This is a genomic window from Sphingomonas larreae, from assembly GCF_051400595.1.
GTDB lineage: Bacteria > Pseudomonadota > Alphaproteobacteria > Sphingomonadales > Sphingomonadaceae > Sphingomonas.
Map to the genome: position 1 here is coordinate 16,322 of NZ_JBLFFI010000001.1, position 16,417 is coordinate 32,738.

At 70.2% G+C, this 16,417-nt stretch carries 13 protein-coding genes and 1 tRNA gene; 5 read left to right on the forward strand and 9 right to left on the reverse strand.

Annotation, left to right across the window (positions count from 1 at the left end):
• Nucleotides 1-125: 125 nt before the first annotated feature.
• From ACMGDM_RS00065 to ACMGDM_RS00090, 6 genes are all read right to left on the reverse strand, one after another.
• The gene (locus tag ACMGDM_RS00065; protein WP_436802105.1) at nt 126-3,428 is read right to left on the reverse strand and encodes a trifunctional glycoside hydrolase family 18/polysaccharide deacetylase/glycosyltransferase family 2 protein; all 3,303 of its coding nucleotides are present in this window, start codon (nt 3,426-3,428) and stop codon (nt 126-128) included.
• A gap of 194 nt (nt 3,429-3,622) precedes the next feature.
• The gene (locus tag ACMGDM_RS00070; RefSeq protein WP_436802106.1) at nt 3,623-3,814 is read right to left on the reverse strand and encodes a hypothetical protein; all 192 of its coding nucleotides are present in this window, start codon (nt 3,812-3,814) and stop codon (nt 3,623-3,625) included.
• Between the two features lie 8 nt (nt 3,815-3,822).
• Entirely contained in the window at nt 3,823-6,459 is a 2,637-nt protein-coding gene (mprF, locus tag ACMGDM_RS00075; protein WP_436802107.1) for a bifunctional lysylphosphatidylglycerol flippase/synthetase MprF, read from the reverse strand.
• Entirely contained in the window at nt 6,452-6,853 is a 402-nt protein-coding gene (locus ACMGDM_RS00080; protein WP_436803595.1) for a DUF2147 domain-containing protein, read from the reverse strand. The genes mprF and ACMGDM_RS00080 overlap by 8 nt, the downstream gene beginning before the upstream one ends.
• A gap of 125 nt (nt 6,854-6,978) precedes the next feature.
• Complete coding sequence (locus ACMGDM_RS00085; protein WP_436802108.1) at nt 6,979-7,725, reverse strand: AcvB/VirJ family lysyl-phosphatidylglycerol hydrolase; 747 nt, start codon at nt 7,723-7,725, stop codon at nt 6,979-6,981.
• Nucleotides 7,726-7,728: 3 nt separating this feature from the next.
• Nucleotides 7,729-8,064, reverse strand: a complete 336-nt coding sequence (locus ACMGDM_RS00090; protein ID WP_436802109.1) for a hypothetical protein — start codon at nt 8,062-8,064, stop codon at nt 7,729-7,731.
• Between the two features lie 210 nt (nt 8,065-8,274).
• Here ACMGDM_RS00090 and ACMGDM_RS00095 point away from each other — a divergent pair, with 210 nt between their 5' ends.
• Genes ACMGDM_RS00095 through ACMGDM_RS00105 form a run of 3 tightly spaced genes read left to right on the forward strand, consistent with a single transcriptional unit; the run spans nt 8,275 to nt 10,691 of the window.
• The gene (locus tag ACMGDM_RS00095; protein WP_436802110.1) at nt 8,275-8,634 is read left to right on the forward strand and encodes a PDZ domain-containing protein; all 360 of its coding nucleotides are present in this window, start codon (nt 8,275-8,277) and stop codon (nt 8,632-8,634) included.
• Nucleotides 8,635-8,644: 10 nt separating this feature from the next.
• Nucleotides 8,645-9,331 (forward strand): winged helix-turn-helix domain-containing protein, encoded by a 687-nt coding sequence (locus ACMGDM_RS00100; protein ID WP_436802111.1) that lies wholly within the window; start codon nt 8,645-8,647, stop codon nt 9,329-9,331.
• Between the two features lies 1 nt (nt 9,332).
• On the forward strand, nt 9,333-10,691 hold the full coding sequence (locus tag ACMGDM_RS00105; protein ID WP_436802112.1) for a sensor histidine kinase: 1,359 nt from the start codon (nt 9,333-9,335) through the stop codon (nt 10,689-10,691).
• A 159-nt stretch (nt 10,692-10,850) separates the two neighbouring features.
• On the opposite strand, the gene ACMGDM_RS00110 is transcribed toward ACMGDM_RS00105, so the two are convergent.
• The 3 genes from ACMGDM_RS00110 to ACMGDM_RS00120 are packed head-to-tail and all read right to left on the reverse strand — an operon-like array spanning nt 10,851 to nt 13,622.
• Nucleotides 10,851-11,384 (reverse strand): DUF2497 domain-containing protein, encoded by a 534-nt coding sequence (locus tag ACMGDM_RS00110; protein WP_436802113.1) that lies wholly within the window; start codon nt 11,382-11,384, stop codon nt 10,851-10,853.
• A gap of 35 nt (nt 11,385-11,419) precedes the next feature.
• A complete protein-coding gene (locus tag ACMGDM_RS00115; protein ID WP_436802114.1) occupies nt 11,420-12,934 on the reverse strand; it encodes a TolC family outer membrane protein in 1,515 nt (504 codons plus the stop codon).
• A 13-nt stretch (nt 12,935-12,947) separates the two neighbouring features.
• The gene (locus ACMGDM_RS00120) at nt 12,948-13,622 is read right to left on the reverse strand and encodes a protein-L-isoaspartate O-methyltransferase family protein (RefSeq protein WP_436802115.1); all 675 of its coding nucleotides are present in this window, start codon (nt 13,620-13,622) and stop codon (nt 12,948-12,950) included.
• Nucleotides 13,623-13,777: 155 nt separating this feature from the next.
• Between ACMGDM_RS00120 and ACMGDM_RS00125 the strand changes: the two genes are divergently transcribed.
• Both ACMGDM_RS00125 and ACMGDM_RS00130 read left to right on the forward strand, forming a co-directional pair.
• Nucleotides 13,778-13,851 (forward strand) — tRNA-Cys (locus ACMGDM_RS00125).
• Nucleotides 13,852-14,022: 171 nt separating this feature from the next.
• Complete coding sequence (locus ACMGDM_RS00130) at nt 14,023-16,362, forward strand: GH92 family glycosyl hydrolase (RefSeq protein WP_436802116.1); 2,340 nt, start codon at nt 14,023-14,025, stop codon at nt 16,360-16,362.
• The last annotated feature ends 55 nt before the right edge of the window (nt 16,363-16,417 follow it).

Below are 16,417 nucleotides of genomic sequence, written 5' to 3' on the forward strand. Positions count from 1 at the left end.
CTCACTGGCGTCCTCCCGGACCCGATCCGGGATTCACCGTGCTGCAAGCCCGGCCGCCTTGGCTCTCGCGGCACGGTGGATCCTCAAACCAGCTTAGGATGACGCCTTGGGTAGGGCATCTCGCTTCATGCCGCCCCCGCCGCGGTCACCCGGCCGCTGCGCTCCAGCTTGCCCCAGCCGACCAGCCAGCCGCCGATCGCCGCCGCGATCGCACGCAGCACCACCCAATACATGATCTGCCGATAGACAAGCCGCTGCGCCACCAGCAGGTGCGCGGGGTAGCGCGCGCGATGGCCGTCGAGGCGATAGGCGAGCCAGCCGCACAGCACGTCGATGGCGGTGAACGCCACCCAATAGACTCCCATTCGCGCGACGTCGCCGCTGGTCTGGGCCCAGCCGTGCTGCACGACACGCAGTGCGGTCCCAGCAATGGACACGAGCAGCGCCAAGTCGATCAGCGGCGAAATCGCAGCGAAAGCGATCTGGAACAGCCATGCCTGCGGCAGCCCCACCAGCGCCAGCCCTGAGGGCTTGCGCGTGCGCAGGATCGCACGATGCTTCCACAGGCATTGCAGCGTGCCGAAGGCCCAGCGGAAGCGCTGCTTGGCCAGCGCGCGGAAGCTCTCCGGCGCCTCGGTCCAGGCCACCGCGCTGGGGTCGTAGGTCACGCGCCAGCCGGCGCGCTGGATCGCGATGGTGAGATCCTGGTCCTCCGCCAGCGTGTCCTCGGGATAGCCACCCACCGCGTCGAGCGCGGCGCGGCGCCACGCCCCGACCGCGCCGGGCACCACCGTCATCGCGTCGAACCCGGCAAGCGCGCGGCGCTCGAGGTTCTGCGCGGTGATATACTCCACCGCCTGCCAGCGCGTGACGAGGTTGACCCGATTGCCGACGCGCGCGTCGCCCGCCACGGCGCCGATCCGCGCGTCGGCGAACCAGCGCGCGAGGCGCCGGATCGTGGCCGGCTCGAACTGCGTGTCGGCGTCGAGCGCGATCACCACCTCGCCGGTCGCGACCAGCAGCGCGCGGTTGAGCGCCGCCGCCTTGCCGCCGTTGATCAAGGTGAGCAGCCGCACCCGCGGATCGTCGGCGAAAGCGGCCTGCACTACCGCGCTGGTGCCATCCTTGGAGCCGTCATCGGCGACGATGACCTCGAGCTGGGGATAGTCGCTCGCCAGCACGCGCTGGATCGACGAGACGATCACGCGCTCCTCGTTGTACGCCGGGATCACCACCGAGACGCTTGGGGTGAACACCGGCGGCTCCGGGCGCCGCCGGCGCGCCTGCACCCAGGCCAGTCCCGCCATCAGCACAGCGCGGGCGATGCCGAGCGAAATGGCGAGATAGAAGAGCCAGGCCAGCGCGCCTGCCAGCGCGGCAAGGACGACGAACACCGCCACGTCGGTCCGTACCGCCCAGAGGTCTTCCTCCGCGACCGGCGGCATCGCCTGCGCCGGGCTGGCGCCGACCAGCTGCGACGCGGTGACGAAGGAATAGCCCTCCGCGCGCAGCTGGCGGATGATGCGCGGCAGCGCCGCCACCGTCTCGGACCGATCGCCGCCACCATCGTGGAGGAGGATGACGTTGCCCGACTTCTCCGGCGTGGCCGAGTGAACCTGATCGAGCACCTGCTGCACGATCGCCTCCTCGCCCGGCCGCTGCCAGTCGTTCGGGTCGACATGGAGACCAACCACCGTATAGCCCGCTCGCTGCGCCTGCAGCGCTGGCTCGAGTTCGTCGGTGGTGGTCGGCTCGGCGTCGCCGAAATAGGGCGCGCGGAACAGCGTCATCGAATGGCCGGTATAGGCCTGCACCAGCCGCTGCGTGGCGTTGAGCTCCAGCGCGGTCTCGCGCGGGCCCAGCCGCGCCATGTTGGGGTGCGTGTAGCTGTGGTTGCCGATCTCGTCGCCATCGCGGACGATGCGGTTGAGCAGCGCAGGATGTTCGAGCGCGTTGCCGCCGATCACGAAGAAGGTGGCGGGCGCGTGCGCCGCCTCGAGGACGTCGAGGATGCGCGGCGTCCAGGTCGCGTCGGGGCCGTCGTCGAAGGTGAGCGCAAGCTTCTTGGGATCGGCCGCGCCGGCGCGACGCACCACATAAGGGGTCGGCAGCGCATCGTAGCGCTCGCGACGGATCAGCCCCTGCTTGTCCGCGAGCAGCGTACGCTGTCCCGGCGTCGGGGTCGCGGTGATGCGCAGGATCTCGCCCGAGCCCTCGATATCGGTGTTGAGCAGCGAGGTCGGGCGGCGCAGGTCGGGCCGCCCGCCGGTGCGCATCGCCACGAGATCGGCCCAGAAGCCCTGGTCTTCGCTGCCCAGCCGCCACAGCGCCACCCCGCCGATACCGAGCTGGCGCAGCACCTGCATCTCGTTCCAGCTGGTTACGGCGTCCATCATCCAGATCGTGTGGCGCTGCCCGTCCTCGTCATAGGCGAAGGTGGCGTTGCCACTGGCGGGGTCGAAACTGATCGGGGCCTCGCTGTCGTGCGCGGCGAGCCACGCCTCCTCGATCGACAGCGCGTCCGTTTCATCGCCGTGCCAGTCGTAGGCGTAGCTGCCAAGCGCGACGACGAGCTTGTCGGCCGGGACCACCCGGCGCGCTGCCTCGACTTCGCGGATGAACCAGTCCTGTGCCGCAATCGGGCCGGGCGTACCACCCTCCCAATGCTGGTCATAGGCCATGAAGATCACCTTGTCGGTCGCCTGCGCGATCGCGGCGAGCGGCCAATTGTCATCCTCCGCCGGCGCGGTGACCGCCAGCGTGGTGCCGTGTGGCATCGCCGCATGGAGCGCGCGCAGAAACAGCAGGTACGGCCGCATCGCCGAGGCCGGCAGCGCCTCGAAGTCCATCACCAGCCCGGCGAGATGGCGTTGCGCGACATAGGTTGCGAGCCGGTTCGCCAGATCCGTGCGCGCGCGCGGATCGGCGAACAGGGCCGCGCTGCCCTTTCCGTCCCACTCGCTATCGCCGAAGTTCTGCACCATCGGCAGCACCTTGGGCGCGTGCGGCAGCGCCGCCAGCGTGCGGTCGAAGCCGTTGTCGCGCTCCACCGTGACGCGATGCTGCGGTCCGGCGACGCTGACGAGCGCGGGCACCACCCAATCAAGCGCGTTGGCGTTGCGGCGGAACGAGGCCAGGCTGTCGTCATTGCCCGGCACGTAGAAGGCGATGCTGAGCGCGGTCTTCGACGCGGGCGCGCTGCGGTGCGGGAGCCATGCGGCAAGACCGTGCCGGCGCTGCTCGCCGCGCGCGGCCGCCGCATGCGGGCGCGACAGCGGCAGCCGCAGATCGCCGCCGCGCGGCACCGCCACCAGCGTCGTTGCGAAGGCGATTGCCGCGAGCACCACCGTGACCAGCAGTGCGGCGATGACGCGCTTCGAGTCGCGGCTGCGACGCCCGGTGGGATCGAAGAAGACGGGGGCGGACATGGGCAGGCCTTGCACTGACGCGCGACGCGCGGGATGGTCCCTCCTCTAGTCCCGCCAGAATATTGCTAGCGTGGGCCGAGGCTTACAAGTTCGTCATAATCAGGCGAGGCGTTGGTGCGTACCGCAGCACGCGCCGATGCGATCGCGCCGGCCCGTCCCGGCGTGCCGCCATCGATGCGCGTCCCTCGCCGATCTCAGCCGAGCACCCCCGAACGGTACCAGCGGCGGATCGCAGGCAAGCGGGTCAACTCGCACCCGCAGCGGCGGCAGCGCGCGTGCGCCACCCCGCTCGCGTCGACGGTCACGCGGCGGCCGGCGACGTGACGTCCGGCGTCGCAGCCGGTCAGGATCGGCGATGCCAGCGACGCCGCGCGTTCGTCGGCCATCGGCTGCCTCACGACGACGCCAGGTTCAGCAAGGTGTCGACCGGGCGTGGCGACGGAACCTGGAAGCGCGCGATCATGCTGCCGCGCACCGGGCCGCTCGCCGCGGGAGCCTTGCCCACCAGCAGCGAGAGGTCCCGCAGCGCCTTGATCATCGCCAGACCGCGGGGTGCCGCGATATAGCGCGGCTCCCACTCTGGGGCGAACTTCTCCTTGTAGGTACGCAGACCGCGAAAGCCGTAGAAGCGCTCACCGTGGTGGAAGATCAGCGCCGCCGCCCGTGCCCAGGCAGGCGCCAGCCGCCGTCCCGCAATCCCCGACAGAGGCGCGATTCCCAGCGAGAAGCGACGATAGCCGCGCTCCTTGGCCCATTCGATCAGGCGGACGAACAGGAAGTCCATCGTGCCCGACGGCATGTCGTCGCGATGGCGCATCAGATCGACCGACGCCTCGTTGCGCCCGTCGGTCAGCCACAGGTTGGCGAAGGCGACAATCCGCCCCTCCACCAACACCAGCGCCATGTCGAAATGCCCGAGATAGGTGCGATCGAACCGGCCAAGGCTGAAGCCCTTTTCGGCATGTCCCTTGGCGCGCATCCACTCGTCCGAGATGGCGGCGAGCTCGTCGATGATCACCGGCACCGCCGCGGCGGGCACGATGCGGAACTCCGCGCCTTTGCGTGCGGCAGCACGCTCCGCCTTGCGAACCGAGCGGAGCCGCGGGAGGTCGAGCCGGAAGTCGGCGAGGTCGACGATCGCCTCCTCACCATATTTGACGATCTGGAGCCCCATGCCGAGCGCGAGGTCAAGCACCAGGCCGGTGACCTGGTACAGCAGCAACCGACCCTGCGCGCGATCGGCGAGATCGCGGATCCGCCACAGCAGCTCGCCCCACACGTCGGTCGGGCCAATCGGATCGCCCATGATGATCCAGCTGGTGCCGCGCACCTGATACATCAGCATCGCGCGGCCATCCTCTGACAGCAGGAAGCGCTTGTCGCCGGTGAGCGCGAGCATCGCGTCGGTACGCTCCGCGGTGGCGAGCACGCGTGCCACCGCCTCCGGATCGGCGGGAATGTCGGGCACGTGACGCGCAGGGCCGAGCAATCGCCACAGCGCCACCGCCGCGAGCATCACCGCCACCGCCAGCGTCGCGCGCAGGAAGCGCGGTGCGTCGCCGTGGAGCGCGAAGCGCCACCACAGATCGTCATCATAGGGAACGTGGCGGTACGCGAGCAGCCCGGCCCAGGCTGCCAATCCGACCGCCGCGGCAACCGCCACCAGCCAGGCACCCGAGAGCGGCGCCTGGGTCAGCGCGGTACGGCGGTAGAAAGCGCCGCGAGTCCATTGCAGCAACGCCGCGAGGGCGAGGCAGACCGCCGCCTCTTCATAATCGATGCCCTTGGCGAGCGAGAAGGCCGCGCCCGCGAGAAGGAGCGCACGCGTGGCGACAAAGGCACCGTCCAGCCGGCGGTACAATCCCGGCGCCAGCAGCAGCAGCCCGGTGCCGACCAGGCTCGCCGCGACATGGCTCGCCTCGATGAACGGCAAGGGAAGCAGCGCATGGAGCGCGCCGATGCGCGGCGCGAGCGCGGGCAGCGAGCCCGACAGCAGCAGCATCGCGCCGCCGGTGAAGCTCGCCGCGGCAAGCAGCAGCGGCGCGACCTCGCCCGCCAGCGCGCCCGAGTCGCGCAGCAGCCGCGGCAATCGGTGCTGCCGGCGGCCCTCATGCCAGGCGAGCAGCGCCACCCCAAGCGCGAGCGGCAGCACGTAATAGATCATGCGATAGGCGATCAGCGCCGCCACCATCGCAGCGCGGTCGCCCGGCACCACCGCCAGCACCACCGCTTCGAACACCCCGATTCCGCCCGGCACATGCGTCACCAGCGCGACGACGATGCCGAGTGCATAGGCCAGCACGAAGGCGGGCAGCAGCGCTAGCGGTGCGTCGGGGATCAGCACGAACAGCGCGGCCGCGGCGGCGCCGGTATCGAGCAGCGCGATCGCGATCTGCGCCAGCGCCTGTGGTGCGCTCGGCAGCGGCAGGGTGAAGCGCCACACTCGCAGCGGCCCGCGCGCGAGCCCACAGGCGATCACGCAACCCGCCACCGCTGCCAGGACCGCCGCGCCGGTCCAGCGCGCCGCGCTCGCGGCGAGTGTCACGTCGGCGAGCGTGATCGTGTCGTCGCGCAGCACCAGCGCGGCACCCGCAACCGTGATCACGCCGAACCAGAAGGTGGCGCTGGCAATCCCGACCACACGAGCCACGTCCGGGCCATCAAGGCCGGCGGCGGTGTAGACGCGATATCGCGCCGATCCCCCGGTGAGCAGCGCCAGGCCGAGATTGTGCGACAGCGTGTAGCTGGTGAACGAGCCGAGCGCGGCGACGCGCCACGGCAGCGGTCGCCCGACCACACGCAGCGCCATCAGGTCGTACAGCGTCAGCGCGAGATAGCTGAGCGCGGTGAAGCCGAGCGCCGCGGCGATCTGCGCACCCGACAGGCCGTGGGCCGCCGCGCGCACGTCGTCGAAACGAATTTCGCGGGTGAGCCGCTCGATCGCGGCGAAAACGAGCCCGAGCAGCACGAGCACCGCGACCATGGTCGCCGGGGTGCGATAACGCTCGAGCCGGGCGCGACGGTCAGGCATGGGGCGGCTGCGCGATCCGGTGCCACAATTGCGAACGGCACACGAGACCGTGAAGGATGCAGCCCTTCACGCGCAACCCGTCGCTGCCCACCGGCTCGATCCGAGAATAAAAGCGACGGCCCATGTCGGGCACGAACACCGTGCCGGCCCAGCCGGCGGAGTCAGGGCGATAATTTTCGAGCAGCTCGGTGCCGATCAGCCCGGGGGCGCCACCGTCCCGCGCGTCCGCCAGCGCCTCAGCACTCGCCCAGACGATCCAGCCGCACAGCCGATCACCGCACGACCCGGTGCGTACCGCCACTGTCCCGTGCGGGTTGAGCCACGTGCCCAGCGGGCTACCGCGCTCGGCCGCGCTCGCCGCGCCGGGCAACACCAGCGCCACCGTCGCGATCATGGCCGTCAACGGCCTGCGCAAGCTTCTCACTTCGTCCCACTCCCCTGCTTGACGATGGGCGGGATGTAGGACGGCGCGCATTGCGGTTCGCTCGGCGCAGACTGAACAATCGGTAATGTGCCGGATCAGCTGCCCAGGCGGATCGCCTGCCACAGCGTGGCGAACAGCCGATCCGGGTTATGGTGCAGATAGTGATCTCCCGGCAGCGTGACGACACGCACGTTGCCCTGGCGCCAGATCGGGCACAGACTGTTCGCTTCTTCCGCGCCGTGCACGCACAGCACCGGCGCCCAGTCGATCTGGCGCGCACTGGGCAGCGCGGCGCGATCGGGCGGGCCGTCAAAGATGCCGTTGGGGCTGGCGCGGAACAGCAGCGTGTCGCCCGGCACCGCGAGGAGCAGTTGCGGCACATGGGCGCGCAGTGCGACCGGCAGCATGCTCGCGCCATATTGCAACATGTCCGCCCCGAACGACTGGCCGATCAGCACCACGCGCCGCGCGCCCGGGATCGTGAGCGCGCGCCGGGTCGCCTCCGCGACCAGCGCCGCGGTCCCATCCGGCGTGCGCCCGTCGCGAAAGGCGGTGAGCGAGTTGATCTCGAGCACGGGCACACCTTGGGCCGCCAGCGCGCGACCGATATGAGGGGTCATGCCGGCGTTGAAACCAGAGTCGCCCGAGAACATCACCGCGACAAGGCCGCGCTGCGCCGGCGCCGGCCGCACCACCGCCGGCAACAGCCGATAGATCGGGCCACCGTAATAGCCGAGGAAGCCCAGATAGCCGAGCAGCAGCAGCAGCACCGCGACGAGCACGGCGAGCACCACGCCGCCAGGATTGCGGCGCCGCGGCGGGGCGGCGGTGATCTCGGTCATGGCTCAGGCACTCAACGCATAAGTGATGACGAAGCACGCCGCGGTGAGCAGCAGCATGGCGAGGATGAAGCACGCGTCCGCGAGTTGCTCCATCAGATGAAGTCGGCGGTGGGATGCCACGCGCAGCGCGACATAGGAGGCGAGCGTGGCGACCAAGAAAAGCAACGAATCGATCGCAAGCAGATCGTCCGCCACTCCGGCGCGGCGACCGCCTGTCACGCCGAGATGAAGCAGCCCGATCCCGGTGAGACACACGCCCACCATCGCCGAGGCGATCGGGCAGATCAGCCGGCAGATGCGTTCATCAAGCGCCACGCGCAAAGGAGGCGTCGGCTCCATCGCGCTTTCCTGCCTACCCAAACCTACCCAGGCGCTGACAAAAACATTAGCGATTCGTCATCTTACGCTCATCGCGCGAACAGCCGCGCGGCGGCAAAAGGGTATGGCGGGTCGTGTCGAGCCGCCGTCGGAGCCCCGCCGCATGGACTGTCCGTCCCGCCCCTCGTCCAGACGGCACCTGCCCCGGCGCTGCCGCGAGGATCGTCGCGCATGACCGCGCTCCAGCCGCTCGACCGCGCGGTGCTCGCCTCGGCTGTGCTCGCTGCGCTCGGTTCGGCCATCGCCTTACACGCCTTGCACCAGCTTCACCAGCCACGCGCCGATCGCGTCGGCGCGACCCTCGTCGCTACGGCGCCGGCACGGGGCGTGCTGCCGATGATCACCAGCCTCCGCGCGGGCGGTCCGGCCGAGCGTGCCGGGCTGTGCGTCGGCGATCTGATCGAGCGGGTCGACGGTCGCGCGCCCGCGACGCTTGCCGAAGTGCAGTATGAGGTGGCAACACACCCGCTGGTACGGCTGATCGTGCGGCGCGGCGCGCGTGACCTGCCGATCGTGGTCAAAGCGCGGTGAGGATGACGGATTGGCGCAGAAGATCCTGCTGATCGAAGACGATGCGACGACGGCCGAGTTCGTCGCCAAGGGGCTGAGCGAGGAAGGCTTCGTGGTTGACCGCGCCGATAACGGTCGCGACGGGCTCTTCCACGCCACCGACGGCAGCTATGACTGTATCGTGCTCGACCGCATGCTTCCGGGGATCGACGGCATGGCGGTGCTCGCCGCGATGCGGGGGGCGGGTATCGAAACGCCGGTCATCGTCCTTTCCGCTCTCGGATCGCCCGAGGACCGGGTAAAGGGCCTGACCAACGGATCGGACGATTATTTGGTGAAGCCGTTCGCCTTCGCGGAACTGCTCGCGCGCATCCGGCTGCTGCTGCGACGCGGCCGCTCGTCGCCGACGGTCGAGACGGTGCTGCACTGCGACGATCTCGAAATCGACCTGCTGGCGAGGCGGGTCAAGCGGGCCGGACGGACGATCGAGCTGCAACCGCGCGAGTTCCGCCTGCTCGAGTTCATGCTGCGCCACGCCGAGCAGGTCGTCACCCGCACCATGTTGCTCGAAGGCGTATGGGACTATCACTTCGATCCTGGAACGAACGTGATCGACGTGCATCTCAGCCGGCTGCGCAAGAAGGTCGACGAGGGCTTCGCGCGACCATTGCTCCATACCGTCCGCGGCTCCGGGTACCGGCTCGGCGTCAATCCCTGACGTGCACTGGCGCTCGACCACCGCGCGCTTCGCCGCGCTCGTGTTCCTGCTGCAGGTCGCTGCCGCCGCCACCCTGTTGCTGACCTTGCGCGCGATCGTGCGCGGTCAGGTGTACGACCGCGCGCTCGCCACCGAGGAGGTCCTGCGGCAGGATCTGCTCGCGATCCGCGCCGACGCGGGGACCGCCGGCATGGCGCGCGCGATCGGGCTGCGCGGCGAACGTCCCGCCCGCGCGCCGCGCGCCGGGGCGGTTGTGCTGCTCGCCGACCCCAGCGGCCACCCCCTCGCCGGCAATCTCTCCGCCTGGCCGCCCAACGTCGCACCGGATAACGGCACCGTTGCGGTGGAGCTCTACCGTCGTCGCCACGATGCGCCGGAGGCGATGCTGGTGCGCGCGACGCGGCTGCCCGACGGAGCACGGCTGCTGACCGGGAGCGTGGTGGAGGGCGAGCGCCGTACGGTACGGCTGCTCGAGGCGGCGATGCTGGTCGCGCTCTCGCTGGCGGTGGCGTTTGCCGCGCTCGCCGCCTGGCTGGCCGCGCGGATGATCGTCACCCGGCTGGACGACACGGTGGCGACGCTGCGCGCGGTACGCGGCGGCGATCTTTCCCGCCGGGTCGCCGACGACCGCAGCGGCGACGCCTTTGCCTTGCTTGCCAGTGCGGTCAATGCGACGCTCGCGCGCGTCGAGGCGCTCGTCAGCGAGCTGACGATCGCTACCGACACGCTCGCGCATGATCTCAAGTCACCGCTGACGCGGCTGCGCTCCGCTTTGGAGCGCGCCACCGCGCAGGTGAGCGAGCCCGCCGCGCAGGAAGCGGTGGACCGCGCATGGGCGGAGGGCGAACGCGTCCTCGCTTTGGTCGAAACCGCGCTGCGCATCACCCGCGCCGAGGCCGGGATCGGGCGCGAGACCTTCGCACCGGTCGATCTCGCCAACGAGCTCGAACAACTCGCCGAAATCTACGGCCCGATCGCGGAGGACGCCGGGCGTGCGATCCGAGTCGTCGCGCCGCCTGCGCTGATGCTGCCACTGCATCGCGAGCTGATCGCGCAGGCGCTCGGCAATCTCATCGACAATGCGCTGAAATACGGCGCCGGCACGATCACGCTAGGTCTGACGCTTGCCGCCGACGCCGCCACGGTGAGCGTCGCGGACGAGGGCAGCGGCATCGCACCGGAGCACCGCGCGGTGGCACTCAGCCGATTCGGCCGGGTCGACGAGGCACGCGGCGGCAACGGCGCCGGGCTCGGCCTGTCGCTGGTGGCGGCAGTGGCGCGACTGCACGGCGGCAGAGTCACGCTCGACGACGCGCTGCCGGGGCTCGTGGTGGCGCTGCGGCTGCCGCTGCGGTCATGAGAAGCGCGCCTCGGCGAGCGATCCGTCCTCTCCCGCCGCTACCGACGCGGCCAAGCCTGTCAAAATGACCGACGAGGAAGAACACTCCGGCCCTGTGCAGAAGCTGTTCTGCAGAAGGGCCGAGCCGGCGCCGGTTCAACCCCGGATCGGCTCGCGACCTCAGCCCTGCCCGGACGTGATTTTCGCGATCTCGCGCGCCACCATCTGCTCGACCAGCCGCGGCAGGTTGTGATCCAGCCACTCGCTTAGCATCGGCCGCAGCATGTCGCGAACCAATCCCTCGAGCGTGCCGTCGCTGTCAGGCTCGGGCTTGACCACCAGGCGCGACAGCGCGCCGAGCGCGCCACGGGTCGCCTCCACCGTAGCGGGCGACACCGCGGGGCTGGGCTCCGCCGCCGCCGCGCTGGCTGCAGGAGCCGAGGCCGGGGTGGGGAACGGCGCGGGTGTCGGCGCAGCAAAGCTCGTCTCGGGTGCGGTGAAGCTCGGCGCCGGAGGCTCGGCCGCCCGCGCGGGCTCGGGCGAAGGCGCCGGCGCAGCAAGCGAATCGTTGAGCTCGAGCACCGGGTCGCGATCATGTCCGCCGAGAGGACGCGGCGCGGGACGACGCGCCGGCTGGGTCTCCCCTTCCTTGATCACGCGCTTGATGGATGCGAGGATGTCCTCCATCGACGGTTCGGCGTTCAGATCCGCCATCACTTGGTCCCCACAGCCGTGTTTTCCGCGCTAGATCAAGGGCGCGGTCGATCCACACCTGTCGTCAACGCGGGCGTTCTGTCAACATTGCTCTCGAGCAGAGGATCCAGCGGGCGCGTCACGGTCGCGTCCTGCGCGCGCACGTCGGCGGTGCTGGCGGCGACGGGCTCAGCCGCGCGGGTACGGGCAAAATCGTTGAAGCGGCCACGCGTCGCGCGATAATTGACCGTCGGATCGTAGAGCGCGCCGCCATCCAGTCCGAGATCGTCTGCCTCGGCATGCCCCATCGCCGCCAGCAGCGAAAAGCCCGCGACATAAGCGTCGCGCCGCGCCGTGACGAGCGTCACCTGGCTGTTGAGCAGTTCCTGTTCGGCGTTGAGGATGTCGAGGATGGTGCGCGTGCCGACGCTGTTCTCGGCGCGGACGCCCTCTAGGCTGAGCTTGTTGGCGTTGACCGCCGCCTCCGCCGAGGCGATCACCTCCAGCGACGAGCGCCACACCGCATAGGCTGAGCGCGCCTGCGCGATCACCTGGCGCTCCGCTGCGGTCGCCTGCTCGATCGCCTGGCCGCGCAGCTCCTGCGCCTGGCGCAGCTGCGCCGCCGGCCGACCGCCCTGAAAGATCGGCAGGTTGACCGACGCGCCGATCGCAGTGGAGGTGCCGGTCTGCCCGACTCCCAGCCCGGCCGCGTTGCCGCGCCCGAGCGTGCCAAGATAGTTGAAGTAGTTCTGCGAGACGGTGGCACCGAGCTGGGGCAGACGGTTGGCGCGCGCCACTTTCACGTCATAGTCGGTCGCCTCGCGCACCTTGCGGGCGGCGAGCAGGTTGGGATTGTCCTGCACCGCGATCTCCACCGCGGCATCGGCGCTGTCGGGCAGCTTGGGGAGTTCGGGCGGCGGCTCCAGCGTGCCCGGCGGCGTGCCGACCAGCCGGACGTAATTCTCGCGGCTCGAGATCAGCGTCGCCTGCGCCGACTGAAGCTGGGCGCGCGCAAGACTGAGCCGCGCCTGCGACTGGGCCACGTCGGTGCGGGTGAGATCACCCACCTCGAACCGATCGCGGGAGGCGCGCAAGTTGGTGTCGAGCACGCGCACGTTCTGCGCGTTGAGCGCGACGATCGCCTCGTCGCGGATGACGTTGTTATAAGCGCCGACCACGTCGGTGAAGGTGCTTGCCTCGACGCCGCGCAGGTTGGCCAGCCCCGCCTCGACGCGCACCTCCGCGGCGCGCACGCCGTTTTTGACGCGTCCGCCCTGGTAGATCGGCAGCGTCACCCCCGCGGAGGCGCTGAGCTGGCGCTCGGGCGTGGTGAAGCTGTTGCCGCCACGCAGGAAGTTCTCGTTCACTCCGGTCGAGGTCGACAGCACCGGCCGGCCGCCCGCGCGTGCGATCGGCACGTTCTCGTCATTGGCGCGCTGCGCCGCCCGTTGCGCGGTCAGCGTCGGGTTGTCGCGATAGGCCTGGGCCAATGCGTCGCGCAGCGTCTCGGCGGAGAGCGGTGCACTCGCCAACGCGAGCAGCGGGAGCAGCGGCAGCGAAGATCGGCGCAAGCGGATACCTCGATCAGAAAGTGAAGCTGCGCGGTTTGGCGAAGCCGGGCAGCCGGACGGAGTCGATGTCGGCGAAGGGCGTGAGCGCGGTCGCGGCGCCGCGATGCGCGCCCGCGGCGAGGCGGAACACGCCGCGATCGATCAGCCCGGTGGCGATCCGGCCGCCATCGACCACTTGGGACAGCAGCGTCGACGACAGTTCTTCCACCGCGCCATCCACGAGCAGCACGTCATAGGGTGCGCGCTCCGGGTGGCCGTGCGCGAGCGGTGCTTCGACCAGCGTCACCCTCGCCTCGCCGGCGAGCGCCGCGCGCGCGTGCGCCGCGAGCGTGGGATCCTCCTCGACCGCGACCACTTCCTGGACGATGCGCGCCAGCACCGCGGCGGTGTAGCCCGCGGCGGCACCGATCAGCAGCACGCGGTCGGTCGGGGTCAGCCGCGCCTCCACCAGCAGCCGCGCGGTGGCGAGCGGCGTGTTGAGCGCGCGCCCCTGCCCCAGCGCGATCGCGGTGTCGCGATACGCCATGGCGCTCGAGTCCGCGGGCACGAAGCGCTCGCGCGGCACTTCCGCCATCGCCGCCACCACGCGCGGGTCGGTCACCGCAACGGTGCGCAGCTGGCTCGCCACCATCGCCTGGCGCATCGCGGTGAAGTCGTCGTCACGAAGGGTGGCAGCGGAGGCGGTCATCGGACGTTCCTGTGACATAGCTGTTTTAGTAATGCAACACACGTTGCGCGTGGCGGGTTTGTATCGCGCGCGCGCGGCTTCGCCAATACTTTGCCGCGCGGCAGCGCTTGACAGGCGACGCCGCTGCCCGCAGATGCGCGCCTCCACCGCATCGAGGCGCGATGGCGGAGTGGTGACGCAGAGGACTGCAAATCCTTGCACCCGGGTTCGATTCCCGGTCGCGCCTCCAATGATGCGGTTGATTGCTTGCCGCAGGGTTCCTGACCAGCATGCTGAAACAGCAGGTGCTGGGCACCCTGCCGTGTGCTCGCACCGCCATTGACAAACAATTTGATTTATCGGCCTAATCATCATCGTAGCACGGCAGCAGCGGATTGCCGGGCACGACGGGAGAGGCACGATGCGGCGAGCGACGACTTGGGCGGGCGCGGTGGCGCTCGCGGCGCTGACGGCGAGCGGTGGCTACGGCCAACAGGCGAGCTCCTCGGGTGTCGACCTCGCCGACCCGCGCGTCGGCACCGCACCGCTCGACCGCCCCGAGCTGATCGGCAACGCGCCGCCGCCGGGCGAGCCGACCTATTCGGGCATCACCTCGCCAGGCGCGCGGCTGCCGCACAGCGCGGTCGAGGCGGCGCCGGTCAACGTCAACGTGCCGCTCAGCTACCCCACTGGCGTGGCGACGCCCTATTACTATAGCAACCCGGCGATGATCGGCTTCACCGCGGGCGGCGGGCCGACCTATGGCGGGCGCGCACAGCCCTTCGTCATGCCTGTGGTCGGCGACTGGACCGTGCCGCCGGCCTCGACCCAGGCCTACTACGACAAGGCCAAAGAGGTGGCGTCGCCGGGCTATTACGCCGCCGATCTCACCAGCATCGGCGTCAAGGCCGAGCTGACCGCGACTCGCGCCACCGGGCTGATGCGCTTCACCTTTCCCGCGACCGAACGCGCCCATCTGATCCTCAATCTCAATCGCCGCGGCGGCGCGATCGAGGTGGTCAACGACCGGACCGTGCGCGGCGCCGCCACCGCCAACGACGATCATGACGCGCGCGACGGCCGCTATTTCGTCGCGGTCTTCTCCAAGCCGTTCAAGCGCTTCGGCACGTTCCGCAAGTCACCCGGCGACGGTCAGGGCTATGGCATCGGCGGCGCGGACGTGATGCCCGACGCGCGCGCGATCGAGGGCGGGTTCGCCGGCGCCTACGCCGACTTCACCACCCGCGCGGGCGAGCAGGTGCTCGTCAAGATCGCGCACGGGGCGAGTTACGCCGACGCCGAGGCGCGGCTGCGCGCCGAGAGCCCGGGCTGGGACTTCGACGGCATCCGCGGCGCGGCGCGCGCGGCCTGGTCGGCGCTGCTCGACCGGGTGCAGGTGAGCGGCGGCAGCGAGAAGCAGCGGCGGCTGTTCTACTCCACCCTCTTCCAGTCCTTCGCCAGCCCGCGGCTGATCGCGCGCAAGGGCGAGCGCTTCGCCGACAGCAACGGCAAGGTGCAGACCGCGACGCACGACCGCTACGGCCCGGTGCCGTTCTGGGATACGGGGCGCAACCAGATCGTGCTGCTCGAGCTGCTCGAACCCCATGTCGTGCAGGACATCATGGCGTCCGAGCTCGACATGGCGCGCGAGCGCGGCTTCATGAACACCTCGTTCCATGGCGACAATGCGGTGTTCCTGTATCTCGGCGCGATGCGGCGCGGTATCCCGTTCGACTATGCGGCGGCCTACGAGTACATGCGCAAGAACGCGACCGACCCCGCCGGTCCGCGCGGTTATCTCGCCGAGTACATGCGTCGCGGCTGGATCTCGGACGAGGTGCCCGCGGGCAACCCGAGCCCGCCCTATGCGGGCGGCAAGGCGGGCGCGGCGACCACGCTCGAATATGCCTGGGACGACCACGCCTTGGCCGAGCTGGCCGAGCGGCTCGGGCGCCGCGACGATGCCGCCATGTTCCGCCGCCGCGCCGCCAACTGGCGCAACGTGTTCGACAAGCGCACCGGCTTCATCCGCGGCCGCACCGAGGACGGCAAGTGGATCGCGCCGTTCGACCCGCAGGAGCCCTATTACAACTTCATGATGAAGGAGGCGTCGGGCTGGTCGACCTTGTGGCTGGTGCCGCACGACGTCGGCGGGCTCGCCGGCGCGCTCGGCGGGCGTGCGGCGTTCAACGCCAAGCTCGACCGCTTCTTCGCTACGCCCTACACGCCCAAGGGGATCTGCCGCGACTGTACCGGGATGGTCGGCCAGTATGTCCAGGGCAACCAGCCCGACCAGCACGCGCCCTTCCTCTACGCCTGGGGCGGGCAGCCGTGGAAGACGCAGGCGCTGACCCGCCGCATCCTCGACACGCTCTACGGCAGCGACGCCTCGGGCTTCGGCTATCCCGGCATGGACGACCAGGGCGCGACCTCGTCGTGGTACGCGCTGACGGCGCTGGGCTTCTACCCGGTCGATCCGTCAAGCGACGTCTATATGCTGGCGAGCCCGGTGTTCGATCGCGCCGCGGTGACGCTCGGCAACGGCAAATTTCTGGAGATCGTGGCGAAGAACAACGGCGCCGCGAACCCGTACATCCAATCGGCGACGCTCAACGGGCGGCCCTGGACCAAGGCGTGGTTCCGCCACGACGACGTGAAGGAGGGCGCGCGGTTCGAGCTGGTCATGGGGCCGACGCCCAACAAGGCCTGGGGCAGCGCGCCAAGCGACCTGCCGCCGTCGCTCACGCCGATGCCGCGCTAGCAGCGGGATAGCCGGCAGCGACGGCGCGCCGCCGTTGCTGACCGCCTCCTTCGGC